The sequence below is a fragment of the Pseudomonas sp. 2835 genome (genome assembly GCF_050435905.1).
Taxonomy (GTDB): domain Bacteria; phylum Pseudomonadota; class Gammaproteobacteria; order Pseudomonadales; family Pseudomonadaceae; genus Aquipseudomonas.
In genome coordinates this window covers 102,800-120,180 of sequence record NZ_JBNDLE010000017.1, presented here as the reverse complement: position 1 = coordinate 120,180, position 17,381 = coordinate 102,800, and the positions used below count along the sequence as shown (strand labels likewise).

Sequence of the window (17,381 nt, the reverse complement as noted above, 5' to 3'; positions counted from 1 at the left end):
GGGTGTGGGGGGGTGGGGGGTTGGGGTGCGGGGTGGGGGCGCGTCTAGCCTTCGGGGGGGCGCCTCGCGGGCGCCCCCCCCCCCCCGGGGGGGGGGGGGGGGGGGGCCCCCCCCCCCCCCCCCCCTCGACTTGACCCGCGATAAGACAACTAACGCCGTACCAGCCGCAACCCCGCCAGCACCACGGCAAATACGGCAATGCTCGCGGTGTACAGCACCAGCGCCGGAATCCCGCACACCAGTGCCGCTACCGCCAGGCGCCAGCCGGCACGCCCCGGCACCAGCATGGCCAGCAGCGCCAGGCCCAGGGCCGACCAGGCCACAATCCTGAAATGAATCATCAAGCCCATCACCGAGCGTGCCTGGCAGCCCCACAGTTGCGCCTGGTCGGCGCAGGTCGCCACCCAGTGGGCATCTTCCATCAGCACATAACGCAGCCCATAGCTCGCCGCCAGCCACAGGGGCAAGAACACCAGCAAAGCGATCAGCGGTAAACGACGGGACATGCGACACTCCAGAAACATGAAATCGGCGCCCAGCATAATCGCCCGGGGCGTCTATGCAAGGCAAAAGCGCCAGCCTCAGCTACTTTGTCCTGTAGATAAATGGAACCAATTGTTGCGAATCCTCAGTGGACGGCGGCAACATCTGGGACGATAAATGCCGGAGCGCCAGGCAACTTTGCCGGGGCCACCATGGTCCTAGCCTGCGTAACGCACTTTGCTGCTGCATTTTTGGGGATCCGTCATGCTTCGTTCTCTGCGCCTCGCTGCCCTGTTGGGTGGCTTTATCTCGAGTGCGTGCGCTTGGGCACAAACCATCGACGCCGCCAGTTATGGCTATCCGTTGACCAACCCGTTCGAGGCGACCATCGCCACGACGCCGCCGGAGCTACGCCCGGAACTGCCCAGCGACGACGACATCACCCAGTCCGACTACAGCCTGAATTTGCGCCCGGAACGGGCCTTTACCCTGCCCGACAACTTCTGGCCGGTGAAAAAACTCAAGTACCGCCTGGCCCGCCAGGACCATGAAGCACCGCTGATCTTCCTGATTGCCGGCACGGGCGCGCCCTACTCCAGCAGCATCAACGAATACCTGAAAAAGCTCTACTACAAGGCCGGCTACCACGTGGTGCAGCTGTCGTCGCCGACCAGCTTCGACTTCATCACCGCCGCCTCGCGCTACGCCACCCCCGGGGTGACCAAGGAAGACGCCGAAGACCTCTACCGGGTGATGCAGGGCGTGCGCGCCCAGCATCCGCGCCTGCCGGTCAGCGAGTACTACCTCAGCGGCTACAGCCTCGGCGCCCTCGACGCCGCGTTTGTCAGCCACCTGGATGAAACCCGGCGCAGCTTCAACTTCAAGCGTGTGCTGTTGCTCAATCCGCCGGTCAACCTCTACACCTCGATCAGCAACCTCGACAAGCTGGTGCAGACCGAGGTCAAGGGCGTCAACAACAGCACTACGTTCTACGAACTGGTGCTCAACAAGCTGACCCGCTACTTCCAGCAGAAGGGCTACATCGACCTTAACGATGCCCTGCTGTACGACTTCCAGCAGTCACGCCAGCACCTGTCCAACGAACAGATGGCGATGGTCATCGGCACCTCGTTCCGCTTCTCGGCGGCCGATATCGCCTTTACCTCCGACCTGATCAACCGCCGCGGTCTGATCATTCCGCCCAAGTACCCGATCACCGAAGGCAGCAGCCTCACGCCGTTCTTCAAGCGCGCCCTGCAATGCGACTTCGACTGCTACCTGACCGAGCAGGTGATCCCTATGTGGCGCGCCCGCACCGACGGCGGCAGCCTGCTGCAACTGGTCGACCAGGTCAGCCTCTACGCCCTCAAGGATTACCTGCAAAAAAGCCCGAAAATCGCCGTGATGCACAACGCCGACGATGTCATCCTCGGCCCTGGCGATCTGGGCTTCCTGCGCAGCGCCTTCGGTGACCGCCTGACCCTGTACCCTCACGGCGGCCATTGCGGCAACCTCAACTACCGCGTCAACAGCGACGACATGCTGGAGTTCTTCCGTGGTTAAACGCCTACTGATCATTAGCGCGCTGCTGGCCTGCGGCCTGGCCCAGGCCGCCGAAGAAACCGCGCCGCGTGCCAGCGTCATCGAAGCCGATCCGATCGATGCCGATGGCTTCACCGAACCGCTCAAGGCGCTCAAATTCAACCCCGGCCTGGACCAGCGCGAGTTCGAGCGCTCGACCCTGGCGGCGCTGAATATCTATGACCCACTGGAGTCGATGAACCGGCGCATCTACCACTTCAACTACCGCTTCGACCAATGGGTGTTCCTGCCGGTGGTCAACGGCTACCGCTACATCACCCCGCACTTCGTGCGCAGCGGCGTGAGCAACTTCTTCAGCAACGTTGGCGATGTGCCGAACCTGCTCAACAGCCTGCTGCAGTTCAAGGGCAAGCGCTCGATGGAAATTACCGCGCGCCTGCTGCTCAACACCACCATCGGCGTCGCCGGCCTGTGGGACCCGGCGAGCAAGATGGGCCTGCCGCACCAGAGCGAAGATTTCGGCCAGACCCTGGGCTTCTACGGCGTGCCGGAAGGCCCGTACCTGATGCTGCCGATCCTTGGCCCGTCGAACCTGCGCGATACCGGGGGCCTGGCGGTGGATTATGGCGCCGAGAACTGGATCAACTTCCTCAACGTCGCCGAGGTCAGCAGCAACCATCCGGAAGTCTGGGTACTGCGCGCTGTCGACAAGCGCTACACCACCAGCTTCCGCTATGGCCAGCTCAACTCGCCGTTCGAGTACGAGAAAGTGCGCTACGTCTACACCGAGGCGCGCAAGCTGCAGATCGCCGAGTAAGCGGCTTCAGCTGGGCGCCGGCAGGCCAAGAAAGCCGCACAACTCGCGGCGCTTGGCCAGGGCGTCGCGACGCCCGAGTTCAATCAGTTCGCTGCAATAACCGGCTTCGAACAGCAGGTAGCTGAGGACCCCGGCGCCACTGGTCTTGGTCGCCCCCGGGCCGCGCAGGAACAGGCGCAGCGCCGCCGGCAACTCACGCCGGTGGCGCGCGGCGATCTCGTCCAGCGGCTGGCTGGGCGCAACCACCAGCACCTCGACCGGCGCCAGGCCCAGGCGCCGGCGCTCGAGGTGCTCGGGCATCAGGTGGCTGAGGTGGTTGAGCCGCTGCAGCAGCTCGATATCGTCTTCCAGGCTGTCAATGAAGGTGCTGTTGAGCATGTGCCCGCCGATCTGCGCCAGGCTCGGCTGTTGGCCGCTGAAGATGCGCTGGCGCTGCTCGCCCTCATTAGGCCGCTGCGGGTTGCCGCTGACCCCGACCACCAGCACGCGGCTGGCGCCCAGGTGCAGCGCCGGGCTGATCGGTGCCGACTGGCGCACCGCGCCGTCACCGAAGAATTCCTCACCGAGCTTGACCGGAGCGAACAGCAAGGGGATCGCCGAACTGGCCAGCAGGTGCTCGACACTCAGACGGGTTGGCAGGCCGATACGCCGGTGGCGAAGCCAGGGGTCGATGGCGCCTTTGCCCTGGTAAAAGGTCACCGCCTGGCCGGATTCGTAACCGAAAGCCGTCACCGCCACCGCGCGCAGGTGTTGCTGCTCGATGGCGTGGCCGATGCCGTTGAGCTCAAGGTGCTGGTTGAGCAAGGAGCGCAACGGCGAGCTGTCGAGCAGCGCCACCGGTACCGGTGAGCCAAGACCAAGCAGGCTGTGGCCGACAAAGCGGCTGGCCTGGCGGATCACTCCGGGCCAGTCGCTGCGCAGCACCTGATGGCTGCGAAAGCCCTGCCAGAAGCTGGTCAGGCGGCGGATCGCATCGGCAAAGTGGGTGGCACCGCTGGCCAGGGTCACGGCATTGATGGCCCCGGCCGAGGTGCCGACGATCACTGGAAAGGGATTGGCGGCACCGGGCGGCAGCAGGTCGGCAATGCCGGCCAGCACACCGACCTGATAGGCGGCGCGGGCGCCGCCGCCGGAGAGGATCAAGCCGGTGATCGGTTCAGCCATTTTACCTTCCTGGATTTTTGGTGAATTCATCGCGGGGCAAGCCCGCTCCCACACACAGCTGTAGGAGCGGCGGTGCGACGACTCGACTTGCCCCGCGATAGCTTCAACGCCGTTTTTCGTAAAGCTTCGGGGCCCCCGGCGGGCGCGACTTGAAGCGCCGATGCGCCCACAGGTACTGCTCCGGACATTCACGCAGCGCTGTTTCGATCCACTGGTTGATGCGCAGGCAATCGGCCTCTTCGGTCTCGCCGGGAAAGTCCGCAAGCGGCGGATGAATCACCAGCCGGTAACCGCTGCCATCGGCCAGGCGCTGCTGGGTGAAAGGGATCACCCGCGCCTTGCCCAGGCGGGCGAACTTGGTGGTGGCGGTGACGGTCGCCGCTTCGATGCCGAACAGCGGCACGAACAGGCTCTGCTTGGCGCCGTAGTCCTGGTCGGGTGCGTACCAGATGGCCCGGCCGGCGCGCAGCAGCTTGAGCATGCCACGCACGTCCTCGCGCTCTACCGCCAGCGAATCGAGGTTGTGCCGCTCGCGACCACGGCGCTGGATGAAATCGAACACCGGGTTGCCATGCTCGCGGTACATGCCGTCGATGGTGTGCTCCTGGCCCAGCAATGCCGCGCCGATCTCCAGGGTGGTGAAGTGCAGGGCCATGAGGATGGCACCCTGGCCATCACGCTGGGCGGCCTGCAGGTGCTCCAGCCCTTCGATGTGCGCCAGGCGCGCCAAACGGGCCTTTGGCCACCACCAGCTCATGGCCATTTCGAAGAAGGCGATGCCGGTGGAGGCGAAATTTTCCTTCAGCAGGCGCTGCCGTTCGACGGACGGTAACTCGGGGAAGCACAGCTCAAGGTTGCGCGCCGCGATGTAGCGGCGTTCGCCGGCCACCCGGTACATCAGTGCCCCCAGGGCACGGCCGATCACCAGCAAGGCCCGGTACGGCAGCTGCACGATCAGCCACAGCAGGCCCAGGCCCAGCCACAGCGGCCAGAAGCGCGGGTGCAGAAAGTAACGACGAAAACGCGGGCGATCCATTAAAGATTCCGGAAAGACAAGGGCCGGGCATTCTACAACGGTTCGGCACGGGTTGCGGCCAACCGGTGTTCTCGTTATAAGTCTGGGCACTTTTTCGTAACAAGCCGCCCTAATGCAGACCATGAGCCAATCCCAAACGCCAGACCAAGACCCCGTGTTCCAGCTCAAGGGCAGCATGCTCGCCATAACCGTGCTCGAGCTCGCCCGGAACAACCTCGAAGGCCTCGACCGGCAGTTGGCGGCCAAGGTGGCCCAGGCGCCGAATTTCTTCAGCAATACCCCGCTGGTACTGGCCCTGGACAAGCTCCCGGCCGGCGAAGGCGCGGTCGACCTGCCCGGGCTGATGCGCGTCTGCCGCCATCACGGCCTGCGTACCCTGGCCATCCGCGCCAGCCGCATCGAAGACATCGCCGCCGCGATCGCCATCGACTTGCCGGTACTGCCGCCCTCCGGCGCCCGGGAGCGGCCGCTGGAGCCGGAGCCTGAAGTGAAGAAGCCCGAACCTGCGCCAGCGCCCGTTGCACCGCCGGAGCCGGCCATCCGCCCGACCAAGATCATCACCACCCCGGTACGCGGTGGCCAGCAGATCTACGCCCAGGGTGGCGATCTGGTAGTAGTGTCGTCGGTCAGCCCGGGCGCGGAACTTCTCGCCGATGGCAACATCCATGTGTACGGTGCAATGCGTGGGCGGGCACTGGCCGGGATCAAGGGCAACACCCGGGCGCGGATCTTCTGCCAGCAGCTGACCGCCGAGATGGTCTCGATCGCCGGGCAATACAAGGTCTCAGAAGACCTGCGCCGCGATCCGCTGTGGGGGGCCGGGGTACAGGTCAGCCTGTCCGGTGACGTGTTGAACATCACCCGTCTTTAACGGATACTTGCCGCCATTTTCTGCGCAACTTTTTTCGATGTTGCCGTTTTTTGTATTTTTTGGGACTCGACGTCCTTTTCTTTAGGGGTGAAACACCTTGGCCAAGATTCTCGTGGTTACATCCGGCAAGGGTGGTGTGGGTAAGACCACCACCAGCGCCGCTATTGGTACCGGCCTCGCACTGCGCGGCCACAAGACTGTCATCGTCGACTTCGACGTCGGCCTGCGTAACCTCGACCTGATCATGGGCTGCGAACGCCGCGTGGTGTACGACTTCGTCAACGTCGTCAACGGCGAAGCCAACCTGCAGCAAGCGCTGATCAAAGACAAGCGCCTTGAAAACCTCTTCGTACTGGCCGCCAGCCAGACCCGTGACAAGGACGCGCTGACCCAGGAAGGCGTGGAAAAAGTCCTGATGCAGCTCAAAGAGGACTTTGAATACGTGGTCTGCGACTCGCCGGCCGGTATCGAGAAAGGCGCCCACCTGGCCATGTACTTCGCTGACGAAGCGATCGTGGTGACCAACCCGGAAGTCTCCTCGGTACGTGACTCGGACCGTATGCTGGGCCTGCTGGCGAGCAAATCGCGCCGCGCCGAACGCAACGAAGACCCGATCAAGGAACACCTGCTGATCACCCGCTATCATCCAGAGCGCGTCAGCCAGGGCGAAATGCTCGGCGTCGAAGACGTCAAGGAAATCCTCTCGGTGGCCCTGCTGGGCGTGATCCCGGAATCCCAGGCGGTGCTCAAGGCATCCAACCAGGGCGTGCCGGTAATCCTTGACGACCAGAGCGATGCTGGCCAGGCCTATAGCGATACCGTTGACCGCCTGCTGGGCAAAAACGTGGAACATCGGTTCCTTGATGTGAAGAAGAAGGGATTCTTCGAGCGCCTGTTTGGAGGCAACTAACCAATGAACCTTTTTGACTTCTTTCGTGCCAGCAAAAAAGTAAGCACCGCCTCGGTCGCGAAAGAGCGTCTACAGATCATCGTGGCGCACGAGCGCGGTCAGCGCAGTACTCCGGACTACCTGCCAGCCCTGCAGAAGGAACTGGTGGAAGTGATCCGCAAGTACGTCAACATCGGCTCCGATGATGTGCAGGTCGCTCTGGAAAACCAGGGCAGCTGCTCGATCCTCGAACTCAACATCACCCTGCCCGATCGCTGATAGCGTTTTCGGGCACCCTGTGGGAGCGGGCTTGACCCGCGATTGCGATCTGCCAGTCATATCGCGTCGCGGGGCAAGCCCGCTCCCACAGCTATTTTGGAACACGCAATGCCGCTGTCCAACGTACACATCCTGCATGAAGATGACGCCATCCTGGTGATCAACAAACCGACCCTGCTGCTGTCTGTGCCGGGCCGGGCCGAAGACAACAAGGATTGCCTGATCACCCGCCTGCAGGAAAACGGCTACCCCGATGCCCTGATCGTCCACCGCCTGGACTGGGAGACCTCGGGGATCATCCTCCTGGCCCGCGACGCCGACAGTCACCGCGAACTGTCCCGGCAGTTCCACGACCGCGAAACCGAGAAGGCCTACACCGCACTGTGCTGGGGCCAGCCGGCGCTCGACAGCGGCAGCATCGACCTGCCACTGCGCTACGACCCGCCGACCAAGCCACGGCACGTGGTCGACCATGAGCAGGGCAAGCATGCCCTGACCTTCTGGCGCATCGTCGAGCGCTGTGGCGATCATTGCCGGGTCGAGCTGACGCCGATCACCGGACGCTCGCACCAGTTACGCGTGCACATGCTGTCGATCGGTCATCCGCTGCTGGGTGATCGCCTGTATGCCTGTCCCGAGGCGCTGGCGGCCCATGAGCGGCTGTGCCTGCATGCGAGCATGCTGAGCTTTACCCACCCGGTGTCCGGGGAGCGGCTGCGCTTCGAGTGTCCGGCGCCGTTCTGACGGCGCCAGCGGCAAGCTGTAAGCTACAAGCTGCAAGCGATTGCCACCCTTTCGTGCAGCACCGCCTCTTGCGGCTTGCGGCTTGCAGCTCACCCGCTACAATGCCGCCACTGCTGTCTGGAGTGACCTATGCGCGATGCACTGAATCAAGGCCTGATCGACTTCCTCAAGGCCTCCCCTACGCCGTTCCATGCCACCGCCGCCCTGGCCCAGCGCCTCGATGCCGCCGGTTACCAGCGCCTGGACGAGCGCGACAGCTGGGCCACCGTGGCCGGCGGTCGCTACTACCTGACCCGCAACGATTCCTCGATCATCGCCTTCAAGCTTGGCCGTCACTCGCCACTGCTCGATGGTATCCGTCTGGTCGGCGCCCACACCGACAGCCCGTGCCTGCGGGTCAAGCCGCAGCCCGAGCTGCAGCGCCAGGGCTTCTGGCAACTGGGTGTGGAAGTCTACGGCGGCGCCTTGCTGGCGCCATGGTTCGACCGTGACCTGTCGCTGGCCGGGCGGGTAACCTTCCGCCGTGATGGCAAGGTCGAAAGCCAGCTGGTCGACTTCAAGCTGCCGATCGCGGTGATCCCGAACCTGGCGATCCACCTCAACCGTACCGCCAACGAAGGCTGGGCGATCAACCCGCAGACCGAGCTGCCGCCGATCCTGGCCCAGGTTGCCGGTGACGAGCGCGTGGATTTTCGTGCCCTGCTCACCGACCAACTGGCCCGCGAGCACGGCCTGAACGCCGATGTGGTGCTGGATTACGAACTGAGCTTCTACGACACCCAGAGCGCCGCCTTGATCGGCCTGCATGGCGAGTTCATCGCCGGCGCGCGCCTGGATAACCTGCTGTCGTGCTACGCCGGCCTGCAGGCGCTGCTCAATGCCGACAGTGATGAAACCTGCGTGCTGGTGTGCAACGACCACGAAGAGGTCGGCTCCTGCTCGGCCTGTGGCGCCGACGGGCCGATGCTCGAACAGACCCTGCGCCGCCTGCTGCCCGATGGCGACGACTTCGTCCGCGCGATCCAGCGTTCGCTGCTGGTCTCGGCCGACAACGCCCACGGCGTGCACCCCAACTATGCCGAGAAGCACGACGGCAACCACGGGCCCAAGCTCAATGCCGGCCCGGTGATCAAGGTCAACAACAACCAGCGCTACGCCACCAACAGCGAAACCGCCGGTTTCTTCCGCCACCTGTGCATGGCCGAGGAAGTACCGGTGCAGAGCTTCGTGGTGCGCAGCGACATGGGTTGCGGCTCGACCATCGGCCCGATCACCGCCAGCCACCTGGGCGTGCGCACTGTCGACATAGGCCTGCCGACCTTCGCCATGCACTCGATCCGCGAGCTGTGCGGCAGCCAGGACCTGGCGCACCTGGTCAAGGTGCTGACGGCGTTCTATCGCAGCCGCGACTTGCCGTAACTGCGCGGCGCCTGCATCGCTGGCAAGCCAGCTCCCACATGCCGAACCTGTGGGAGCTGGCTTGCCAGCGATGAGGCCCGCCAGCCTGACCCCGATCAACCCCTCGCCGGCGAATCCCGCTATGCTTGAGCCATAACTCTCAAGTAAGGACCTTGCCGCATGTCAGCCTTTGCCTCTCTGTTCCTTCCGGTCATCGCCGGCCTGATCCTGCTGACCGTGGGCTTCAACCTGCGCGATCGCAATATCGGCGTACTGATGATGTGGGTCGGCACCCTGGGCATGATCGGCATCATGTGCTGGAAGATCCTCGAGAAACTCAACTGACAAATACACTACACTCGGGCGATTGATCGTTTTGAGGTTGATTGTCCGGTGCCTGTCTTTTTCCGCGTTTTTCTCCTGCTCCTGCCCCTGTTCTTCGTTGCGCCCGCGCACGCCGCCGGCCTGCCGGGCCTGCTCGGTGGCGGCAGCAAGGCCCAGCCCGAAGCTAGCGAACCCCTGGGCCAGTCACTGGATGAAGTGATCAAGAGCCTGGAGAACGACCAGCAACGGGCCAAGCTGCTGGCCGACCTGAAAAAACTGCGCGACAGCACCAAACAGGCGCAACCCAGCGCCGAACAAGGCGTACTGGGCCTGATCGGCACGACCTTCGGCGAGCTGGAAAAACAGTTCAGCGGTGAGGCCAGCCCGTTCAACCGCTGGACCCGCGAACTGGAGCTGGCGCAGATCGAGCTCGACGCCCGCCTGGTGCCCTGGCACGAATGGCCGCCGATCCTCTTCGGCTTTGCCGCGATCATTGCCCTGTGGAGCCTGCTGGCCTACGCCCTGAACTGGGTCGGCCACCAGGTCCGGCTGCGCTTTGGCCTGACTGAAGAACTGCCGCAACACCCGCGCACCTGGGACCTGGTGCGCTTCGCCCTGCGCAAACTGGGGCCCTGGCTGGTGGCGCTGGTGATCACCGTGTACCTGAGCTTTGCCCTGCCCTCGTCACTGGGCAAGTCGATGGCCATGGTCCTGGCCTACGCGCTGGTGGTCGGTACCTGCTTCTCGGCAATCTGCGTCATCGCCTTCTCCCTGCTTGACGGCCCGCACCGCCACCGCGCCCTGCACATCCTGCGCCACCAGGCGTTCCGCCCGCTGTGGCTGATCGGCAGCTTCGCCGCCTTCGGCGAGGCCATGAACGACCCGCGCATGGCCAGTGCCCTTGGCGATCACCTCTCGCACACCCTGGCGACCCTGGCCAACATCCTCGCCGGGCTGTCGACCGGGTTGTTCATCCTGCGCTTTCGCCGGCCCATCGCCCACCTGATCCGCAACCAGCCGCTGTCACGGCGCCTAACCCGCCGGGCGCTGAGCGATACCATCGAAATCCTCGGCACCTTCTGGTACCTGCCGGCGCTGGTGCTGGTGGCGATTTCGCTATTTGCCACATTCATTTCCGCCGGCGACACCAGCACTGCCCTGCGCCAGTCGCTGATGTGCACGGTGCTGCTGATCTTGTGCATGGTCATCAACGGCCTGGTCCGTCGCCACGGGCTCAAGCCGCAGCGGGCCAACCGTCGCCAGGCGGTGTACTCGGAACGCTTGCGCAGCTTCGGCTACACCCTGGTGCACCTGTTCATCTGGCTGGTGTTCATCGAGCTCGGCTTGCGCGTCTGGGGCTTCTCGCTGATTTCCTTCACCGAGGGCGAAGGCCATGAGGTGGCGGTGCGCCTGTTCGGCCTGGCCGGCACCCTGATTGCCGCCTGGCTGGTGTGGATTCTTGCCGACACTGCCGTGCACCACGCCCTGACCCGTTCGCGCAAAGGCCTGGCCAACGCCCGTGCGCAAACCATGATGCCGCTGATCCGTAACGTGCTGTTCGTGACGATCTTCATCATTGCGGTGATCGTCGCCCTGGCCAACATGGGCATGAACGTCACCCCGCTGCTGGCCGGTGCCGGTGTCATCGGCCTGGCCATCGGTTTTGGCGCACAGTCGCTGGTTGCCGACCTGATCACCGGGCTGTTCATCATCATCGAAGACTCCCTGGCCATCGACGACTACGTCGATGTCGGTGGTCACCTGGGCACGGTCGAGGGCCTGACCATCCGTACTGTGCGCCTGCGCGATATCGACGGCATCGTCCACACCATCCCGTTCAGCGAGATCAAGAGCATCAAGAACTACTCCCGCGAGTTCGGCTACGCGATCTTCCGGGTAGCCATCCCGCACAGCATGAACATTGACCAGGCGATCACCCTGATCCGCGATGTAGGGCAGAAGATGCGCAACGACCCGCTGATGCGCCGCAACATCTGGTCGCCGCTGGAACTACAGGGTGTGGAGAGCTTCGAGTCGGGTTCGGCGATCCTGCGTGCCCGTTTCAAGACCGCACCGATCAAGCAGTGGGAAGTGTCGCGGGCCTTCAACCTGGCGCTCAAGCGCCAGCTCGATGAAGCAGGCCTGGACCTTGCCACCCCGCGCCTGAGCGTGCAGGTGATCACCGCCGACGCCAGCACACCGTTCAGCGAAACGCCCACCAAGGCTTAACCGGCTTCAGCCTTGATGCGGATTGCATCATGGCGCCAGTACTCAAGGTCACAGTCGATCAGCCGCCCGCGCTGGTCGCTGTTGACCCGGGTGATGTGCAGGCCGGGGCTGCCGGCCGACACTTTAAGCGCCAGCGCTGCCGCCACCGGCAAGGCAGTCGGCAGGATCTCGAAGCGTACCCGCCCGTACTGGATACCGTAGTTTCCGGCATACAACTCGGTCAGCGACTGGCTCAGGTCATGGTCAAGAATGCCCGGGAAGTACTCGGGATTCAGGTAGTGCTCGGCATACAGCACCGCCCGGCCATCGATCCGGCGTAACCGGCAGATCTGGATCACACTCGACAACGGCGCCAGTTGCAGCCGCGCACAAACCACTGCCGTCGCCGGTTGCAGGCGCGCCGACAGCAACTCGGTGCGCGCCTCGCGGCCCTGCTCACGGACCATGGCATGAAAGTGGCTGCGCTTGATCAGGTCGTAGGTCAGGCGCTCGGGCGCGACGAACCAGCCGCGCCGTTCCTCGCGGTAAATCAAGCCACGCGCCTCCAGTTGCACCAGCGCCTCACGCAAGGTGATGCGCGTGGTGTCGAACACCTCGCTGAGCTTGCGTTCGGCCGGCAGCTTGCAGCCGGGCGACAGGAGGCCATGCTCGATCTGCTCCTGCAGGGCATGACAGATGGCTGTTACTGCTCGCGGTGGCAGTGGCTGCATCAAAGGTTACCTATCTGGACTAGTCCAGCACCGGCGGCGCCCAATTTTGGCGCCTTCAGGGCTATGAGAATAGTGCAAGCCTAGGCACTGCAGATGAATGCCAGATGACAGTCAGGGTGGTCTACGCTTGATTTTCAGGGGCGCAAGCCCTGGCTGGCAGCACGCCTGGACATCAAATTGTCATGCAACAGGCCTACCTTGGCTCAGGTATTGCTGACCTAGACCAACCGAACCGCAACAACGTCCAACAACACCTTTTGCGTTTTGCACGGCACCCATCAAGGAGCTTCGGATGAAAAAGCTTTTTCTGGCGTCACTGTTAGGCTCGAGTATCGCTTTCTGCACTGCGGCCATGGCCGCCGACACCGACCTCAAGGCCCTCGAGGACGCCGCCCGCAAGGAAGGCGCGGTCAACAGCGTGGGCATGCCCGATGCCTGGGCCAACTGGAAAGGCACCTGGGACGACCTTGCGAAAAAATACGGCCTCAAGCACATGGACACCGACATGAGCTCGGCCCAGGAAGTGGCCAAGTTCGATGCCGAAAAAGACAACGCCAGCGCCGACATCGGTGACGTCGGCGCCGCCTTCGGCCCGATCGCCGTGGCCAAGGGCGTGACCCAGCCGTACAAGCCAAGCACCTGGGAGCAGGTCCCGGACTGGGCCAAGGATAAAGACGGCCACTGGGCCCTGGCCTATACCGGCACCATTGCCTTCATCATCAACAAGCAACTGGTGAAGGAAGAAGACATCCCGAAAACCTGGCATGACCTGGAAAAAGGCAAGTACAAGGTCGCTATCGGTGACGTCAGCACTGCCGCCCAGGCTGCCAACGGCGTACTGGCCGCGGCCATCGCCTATAAAGGCGACGAGAGCAACATCGAACCGGGCCTGCAGCTGTTCACCAAGCTGGCCCAGCAAAAACGCCTGTCGCTGGCCAACCCGACCATCCAGACCCTGGAGAAGGGCGAGATCGAAGTCGGCGTGGTCTGGGACTTCAACGGCCTGAGCTACCGCCAGCAGATCGACCCGAAGCGCTTCGAGGTACTGATCCCGTCTGACGGTTCGGTGATGTCCGGCTACACCACCATCATCAACAAGTACGCAAAAAACCCCAACGCCGCCAAGCTGACCCGCGAATACATCTTCAGTGATGCCGGGCAGATCAACCTGGCCCAGGGCCACGCCCGGCCGATCCGTGCCGAGCACCTGAAACTGCCGGCTGAGGTAGAGGCCAAACTGCTGCCCAACGAGCAGTACGGCGCCGCGCAGCCGATCAAAAATGCTGACGCCTGGGAAGCGACCTCCAAGGCCCTGCCGCAGAAGTGGCAGGAGCAAGTGATCATCGAGATGGAGTGAACCTTCAGGGGGTGTCAGGCAATACCTGCTACCCCCAATCGCTGGCAAGCCAGATCCCACAAGGTCTGTGGGAGCTGACTTGCCAGCGATGAGGTCACCACAATTGCGGAGTTCCTATGAACCACAACGTCATCCTGGTCCTGCTCGATGGCCTCAACCATCAGGTCGCACACCATGCCATGGGCCATCTGCATGCCTATGTCGAAGCCGACCGCGCCGCGCTGTACCGGTTGGAATGCGAGCTGCCGTCGTTGTCGCGGCCGCTGTACGAATGCATTCTCACCGGCGTCGCACCGATCGACAGCGGCATCGTCCACAACAACGTCAACCGCCTGTCCAACCAGCGCAGCGTGTTCCACTACGCCCGCGAAGCCGGCCTGGGCACGGCCGCGGCGGCCTATCACTGGATGAGCGAGCTGTACAACCGCTCGCCCTTCGACCCGCTGCGCGACCGCCACACCCACGCGCCGAAGCTGCCGATTCAGCACGGGCTGTTCTACTACGCCGACCACTACCCCGATTCGCACCTGTTCGCCGATGCCGAGTACCTGCGCCGCCGCCATGCACCGAACTTTCTCCTGGTGCACCCGATGAACATCGACGACGCCGGCCACCGCCACGGCCTGGACAGCAGCCAGTACCGCAACAGCGCGCGCAGCGCCGATATCCTTCTTGCCGACTACCTGCGCACCTGGCTCGAAGAGGGCTATCAGGTCCTGGTGACCGCCGACCACGGCATGAACAACGACCGCTCGCACAATGGCCTGCTGGCCGAAGAACGCGAAGTACCGCTGTTCGTTTTTGGCCAGGCGTTCAGCCTCGACCCGGCGGCCAAGCCGCTGCAGACCGAACTGTGCGGCACCATTTGCGAGTTGCTCGGCGTGCCCCACGACAAACCGGTGTGCCGGGAGCTGCTCAAGTGAATTCGATCAAGCGCGGCAAATGGCTGGCCCTGCTCTGCCTGGTGCCTTTCGCGGTGTTTTTCATCATCTTCCAGATAGCCCCGCTGGCCTGGGTCATGTTCCACAGCGTGCAGGTGGAATCGAGCTGGGGCCTGGACAACTTCACCAAGATATTCAGCTCCAGGTTCTATCGCCAGGCCATCCAGCACAGCCTGGAAATCAGCTTCTGGTCGAGTCTGTTCGGCATCCTCATCGCCATCCTCGGCAGCTATTCCCTGCGCCGGGTCGACTCGCGCCTGCGCGATTTCGTCAACGCCTTCGCCAACATGACCAGCAACTTCTCCGGGGTGCCCCTGGCCTTCGCCTTCATCATCCTGCTGGGCTTCAACGGCGCGCTGACCATGCTGCTGAAGCAGGTCGGGATCATCGAAGACTTCAACCTCTACTCCAAGACCGGGCTGATCATCCTCTACACCTATTTCCAGATTCCCCTCGGCGTGCTGCTGCTCTACCCGGCCTTCGACGCCCTGCGCGAGGACTGGCGCGAATCGGCCGAGCTGCTCGGCGCCGACGCCTGGCAATACTGGCGGCACATCGGCCTGCCGGTGCTGACCCCGGCGCTGCTGGGCACCTTCGTGATCCTTCTGGCCAACGCCCTGGGCGCCTATGCCACGGTCTATGCACTGACCACCGGCAACTTCAACGTGCTGCCGATCCGCATCGCCGCGCTGGTGGCCGGCGACATCTCGCTGGACCCGAACCTGGCCAGCGCCCTGGCGGTCATCCTGGTCGGGCTGATGACCCTGGTGACCTTCGTCCATCAATGGCTATTGAAGCGGAGCTACCATGTCGCGCGCTGAACCGGGCACCTCGTCGCTGTACCACCGCCTGGTGGTCTACCTGCTGTTCATCATCCTCTTGCTGCCGCTGGCCGGCACCCTGCTCTACTCGCTGGCCACCAGCTGGTCGGCGAGCCTGCTGCCCAGCGGCCTGACCTTCAAGTGGTACCTGGCGCTGTGGAGCGACCCGCGCTTTCTCGCCGCCTTCGGCCAGTCGCTGTTGGTGTGCGTCGGTGCCCTGCTGCTATCGGTGCTGTTGATATTGCCGCTGTTGTTCGTGGTCCATTACCACTTCCCACGGCTCGATGCGCTGATGAACATCCTCATCCTGCTGCCCTTCGCGGTGCCGCCGGTGGTGTCGTCGGTGGGCCTGCTGCAGCTCTACGGCTCGGGGCCGATGGCCATGGTCGGCACGCCGTGGATCCTCATCGGTTGCTACTTCACCGTGGCCCTGCCATTCATGTACCGGGCGATTACCAACAACCTGCAGGCGATCAACCTGCGCGACCTGATGGACGCGGCCCAGCTGCTTGGCGCCAGCACCTTCCAGGCTGCCTTCCTGGTGGTGCTGCCGAACCTGCGCAAGGGCCTGATGGTGGCCTTGCTGCTGTCGTTCTCGTTCCTGTTCGGCGAGTTCGTGTTTGCCAACCTGCTGGTCGGCACCCGCTACGAGACCCTGCAGGTGTACCTCAACAACATGCGCAACAGCAGCGGCCACTTCAACAGTGCCCTGGTGGTTTCCTATTTCCTCTTCGTGCTGGTGCTGACCTGGGCAGCCAACCGCCTGAACAAGGACAAGTCCTGATATGAGCTTTGTCAGCGTACAGAACCTGCAAAAAAGCTATGCCGGCAGCCCGGTGTTCAACGACATCAACTGCCAGATCGAACGCGGCGAATTCGTTACCCTGCTCGGCCCGTCCGGCTGCGGCAAGTCCACCCTGCTGCGCTGCATCGCCGGGCTCACCGCAGTGGACAGCGGGCGCATCCTCCTCGATGGCAACGACCTGGTGCCGCTGAGCCCGCAAAAACGCGGGATCGGCATGGTGTTCCAGAGCTACGCGCTGTTCCCCAACATGACCGTCGAACAGAACGTCGCCTTCGGCCTGCGCATGCAGAAGGTCAACAGCGACGACAGTCAGGCGCGGGTCCGCGAAGTACTGCAACTGGTCGAGCTGCAGGACTTTGCCCGACGCTACCCGCACCAGTTGTCCGGCGGCCAGTGCCAGCGCGTGGCCCTGGCCCGCTCGCTGGTCACCCGCCCGCGCCTGCTGCTGCTCGACGAACCGCTGTCGGCGCTGGATGCGCGCATTCGCAAGCACCTGCGCGAACAGATCCGCGCGATCCAGCGCGAACTGGGCCTGACCACCATTTTCGTCACCCACGACCAGGAAGAAGCGCTGACCATGTCTGATCGCATCTTCCTCATGAACCAGGGCCGCATCGTCCAGAGCGGCGATGCCGAAACCCTCTATACCGCGCCGGTGGACGTGTTCGCCGCAGGCTTTATCGGCAACTACAACCTGCTCGACGCCGACAGCGCCAGCCGCCTGCTGCAGCGCCCGGTGAGCAGCCGCCTGGCGATTCGCCCGGAAGCCATCGCGCTAAGCCTGGACGGTGAGCTGGAGGGGCTGGTACGCAGCCACAGCCTGCTGGGCAACGTAATCCGCTACCGGGTTGAAGCGCGCGGGGTAGAATTGCTGGTCGATGTGCTCAACCGCTCGTCCGCCGACCTGCACCCGGACGGCCAGCGGGTATCCTTGTCGATCGATCCCACCGCCCTCTGCGAAGTCGCCTGAG

The 17,381-nt window shown here is 63.7% G+C and carries 18 protein-coding genes; 14 read left to right on the top strand and 4 right to left on the bottom strand.

What is annotated here, in order from left to right; genetic code table 11:
* Positions 1 to 149: 149 nt before the first annotated feature.
* A complete protein-coding gene (locus tag ABIE20_RS21420) occupies positions 150 to 506 on the bottom strand; it encodes a hypothetical protein (protein ID WP_429507169.1) in 357 nt (118 codons plus the stop codon).
* 241 nt (positions 507 to 747) lie between these two features.
* Between ABIE20_RS21420 and ABIE20_RS21415 the strand changes: the two genes are divergently transcribed.
* Together ABIE20_RS21415 and ABIE20_RS21410 are read left to right on the top strand one after the other, a co-directional pair.
* The gene (locus tag ABIE20_RS21415) at positions 748 to 2,046 is read left to right on the top strand and encodes a serine/threonine protein kinase (RefSeq protein WP_429507168.1); all 1,299 of its coding nucleotides are present in this window, start codon (positions 748 to 750) and stop codon (positions 2,044 to 2,046) included.
* Positions 2,039 to 2,842: an MlaA family lipoprotein gene (locus tag ABIE20_RS21410; RefSeq protein WP_429507167.1), complete on the top strand. Its 804-nt coding sequence runs from the start codon at positions 2,039 to 2,041 to the stop codon at positions 2,840 to 2,842. Before ABIE20_RS21415 ends, ABIE20_RS21410 begins: the two co-directional genes overlap by 8 nt.
* Before the next feature lie 6 nt (positions 2,843 to 2,848).
* On the opposite strand, the gene ABIE20_RS21405 is transcribed toward ABIE20_RS21410, so the two are convergent.
* Together ABIE20_RS21405 and ABIE20_RS21400 are read right to left on the bottom strand one after the other, a co-directional pair.
* Entirely contained in the window at positions 2,849 to 4,006 is a 1,158-nt protein-coding gene (locus tag ABIE20_RS21405) for a patatin-like phospholipase family protein (protein WP_429507165.1), read from the bottom strand.
* Between the two features lie 103 nt (positions 4,007 to 4,109).
* Complete coding sequence (locus ABIE20_RS21400) at positions 4,110 to 5,042, bottom strand: lipid A biosynthesis lauroyl acyltransferase (protein WP_429507163.1); 933 nt, start codon at positions 5,040 to 5,042, stop codon at positions 4,110 to 4,112.
* A gap of 121 nt (positions 5,043 to 5,163) precedes the next feature.
* Here ABIE20_RS21400 and minC point away from each other — a divergent pair, with 121 nt between their 5' ends.
* From minC to ABIE20_RS21365, 7 genes are all read left to right on the top strand, one after another.
* Positions 5,164 to 5,913, top strand: a complete 750-nt coding sequence (gene minC / locus ABIE20_RS21395) for a septum site-determining protein MinC (RefSeq protein WP_429507162.1) — start codon at positions 5,164 to 5,166, stop codon at positions 5,911 to 5,913.
* Positions 5,914 to 6,010: 97 nt separating this feature from the next.
* Positions 6,011 to 6,823 (top strand): septum site-determining protein MinD, encoded by an 813-nt coding sequence (minD, locus tag ABIE20_RS21390; RefSeq protein WP_038608231.1) that lies wholly within the window; start codon positions 6,011 to 6,013, stop codon positions 6,821 to 6,823.
* 3 nt (positions 6,824 to 6,826) lie between these two features.
* Complete coding sequence (gene minE, locus ABIE20_RS21385; RefSeq protein ID WP_010224188.1) at positions 6,827 to 7,081, top strand: cell division topological specificity factor MinE; 255 nt, start codon at positions 6,827 to 6,829, stop codon at positions 7,079 to 7,081.
* A 108-nt stretch (positions 7,082 to 7,189) separates the two neighbouring features.
* Positions 7,190 to 7,825 carry an RluA family pseudouridine synthase gene (locus ABIE20_RS21380; RefSeq protein ID WP_429507160.1) on the top strand — a complete coding sequence of 212 codons (636 nt, stop codon included), beginning with the start codon at positions 7,190 to 7,192 and terminating at the stop codon, positions 7,823 to 7,825.
* 129 nt (positions 7,826 to 7,954) lie between these two features.
* Positions 7,955 to 9,244, top strand: coding sequence for a M18 family aminopeptidase (locus ABIE20_RS21375; RefSeq protein WP_045195457.1), 1,290 nt, complete (start codon positions 7,955 to 7,957; stop codon positions 9,242 to 9,244).
* 159 nt (positions 9,245 to 9,403) lie between these two features.
* On the top strand, positions 9,404 to 9,568 hold the full coding sequence (locus ABIE20_RS21370) for a hypothetical protein (RefSeq protein WP_176794228.1): 165 nt from the start codon (positions 9,404 to 9,406) through the stop codon (positions 9,566 to 9,568).
* Between the two features lie 48 nt (positions 9,569 to 9,616).
* A complete protein-coding gene (locus tag ABIE20_RS21365) occupies positions 9,617 to 11,776 on the top strand; it encodes a mechanosensitive ion channel family protein (protein WP_429507158.1) in 2,160 nt (719 codons plus the stop codon).
* Here ABIE20_RS21365 and phnR read toward each other — a convergent pair.
* Positions 11,773 to 12,486, bottom strand: a complete 714-nt coding sequence (gene phnR, locus ABIE20_RS21360; RefSeq protein WP_429507157.1) for a phosphonate utilization transcriptional regulator PhnR — start codon at positions 12,484 to 12,486, stop codon at positions 11,773 to 11,775. The genes ABIE20_RS21365 and phnR overlap by 4 nt on opposite strands.
* Before the next feature lie 292 nt (positions 12,487 to 12,778).
* On the opposite strand from phnR, the gene ABIE20_RS21355 reads away from it, so the two are divergent.
* From ABIE20_RS21355 to ABIE20_RS21335, 5 genes are all read left to right on the top strand, one after another.
* Complete coding sequence (locus ABIE20_RS21355; RefSeq protein ID WP_429507155.1) at positions 12,779 to 13,843, top strand: ABC transporter substrate-binding protein; 1,065 nt, start codon at positions 12,779 to 12,781, stop codon at positions 13,841 to 13,843.
* A gap of 116 nt (positions 13,844 to 13,959) precedes the next feature.
* Complete coding sequence (locus tag ABIE20_RS21350; RefSeq protein ID WP_429507154.1) at positions 13,960 to 14,766, top strand: alkaline phosphatase family protein; 807 nt, start codon at positions 13,960 to 13,962, stop codon at positions 14,764 to 14,766.
* Positions 14,767 to 14,771: 5 nt separating this feature from the next.
* The gene (locus tag ABIE20_RS21345; RefSeq protein WP_429507172.1) at positions 14,772 to 15,605 is read left to right on the top strand and encodes an ABC transporter permease; all 834 of its coding nucleotides are present in this window, start codon (positions 14,772 to 14,774) and stop codon (positions 15,603 to 15,605) included.
* On the top strand, positions 15,592 to 16,389 hold the full coding sequence (locus ABIE20_RS21340; RefSeq protein WP_038993990.1) for an ABC transporter permease: 798 nt from the start codon (positions 15,592 to 15,594) through the stop codon (positions 16,387 to 16,389). Before ABIE20_RS21345 ends, ABIE20_RS21340 begins: the two co-directional genes overlap by 14 nt.
* Before the next feature lies 1 nt (position 16,390).
* Positions 16,391 to 17,380, top strand: a complete 990-nt coding sequence (locus ABIE20_RS21335; protein WP_429507153.1) for an ABC transporter ATP-binding protein — start codon at positions 16,391 to 16,393, stop codon at positions 17,378 to 17,380.
* Position 17,381 lies beyond the last annotated feature (1 nt).

What these genes read in the sequence shown, in the direction of transcription:
- ABIE20_RS21400 (WP_429507163.1), bottom strand. Translation starts at nt 5,042, where the DNA reads ATGGATCGCCCGCGTTTTCGTCGTTACTTTCTGCACCCGCGCTTCTGG.
- ABIE20_RS21380 (WP_429507160.1), top strand. Translation starts at nt 7,190, where the DNA reads ATGCCGCTGTCCAACGTACACATCCTGCATGAAGATGACGCCATCCTG.
- ABIE20_RS21340 (WP_038993990.1), top strand. Translation starts at nt 15,592, where the DNA reads ATGTCGCGCGCTGAACCGGGCACCTCGTCGCTGTACCACCGCCTGGTG.
- ABIE20_RS21335 (WP_429507153.1), top strand. Translation starts at nt 16,391, where the DNA reads ATGAGCTTTGTCAGCGTACAGAACCTGCAAAAAAGCTATGCCGGCAGC.
- minC (WP_429507162.1), top strand. Translation starts at nt 5,164, where the DNA reads ATGAGCCAATCCCAAACGCCAGACCAAGACCCCGTGTTCCAGCTCAAG.
- ABIE20_RS21355 (WP_429507155.1), top strand. Translation starts at nt 12,779, where the DNA reads ATGAAAAAGCTTTTTCTGGCGTCACTGTTAGGCTCGAGTATCGCTTTC.
- ABIE20_RS21375 (WP_045195457.1), top strand. Translation starts at nt 7,955, where the DNA reads ATGCGCGATGCACTGAATCAAGGCCTGATCGACTTCCTCAAGGCCTCC.
- ABIE20_RS21370 (WP_176794228.1), top strand. Translation starts at nt 9,404, where the DNA reads ATGTCAGCCTTTGCCTCTCTGTTCCTTCCGGTCATCGCCGGCCTGATC.
- ABIE20_RS21405 (WP_429507165.1), bottom strand. Translation starts at nt 4,006, where the DNA reads ATGGCTGAACCGATCACCGGCTTGATCCTCTCCGGCGGCGGCGCCCGC.
- phnR (WP_429507157.1), bottom strand. Translation starts at nt 12,486, where the DNA reads ATGCAGCCACTGCCACCGCGAGCAGTAACAGCCATCTGTCATGCCCTG.
- minE (WP_010224188.1), top strand. Translation starts at nt 6,827, where the DNA reads ATGAACCTTTTTGACTTCTTTCGTGCCAGCAAAAAAGTAAGCACCGCC.
- ABIE20_RS21420 (WP_429507169.1), bottom strand. Translation starts at nt 506, where the DNA reads ATGTCCCGTCGTTTACCGCTGATCGCTTTGCTGGTGTTCTTGCCCCTG.
- ABIE20_RS21415 (WP_429507168.1), top strand. Translation starts at nt 748, where the DNA reads ATGCTTCGTTCTCTGCGCCTCGCTGCCCTGTTGGGTGGCTTTATCTCG.
- ABIE20_RS21350 (WP_429507154.1), top strand. Translation starts at nt 13,960, where the DNA reads ATGAACCACAACGTCATCCTGGTCCTGCTCGATGGCCTCAACCATCAG.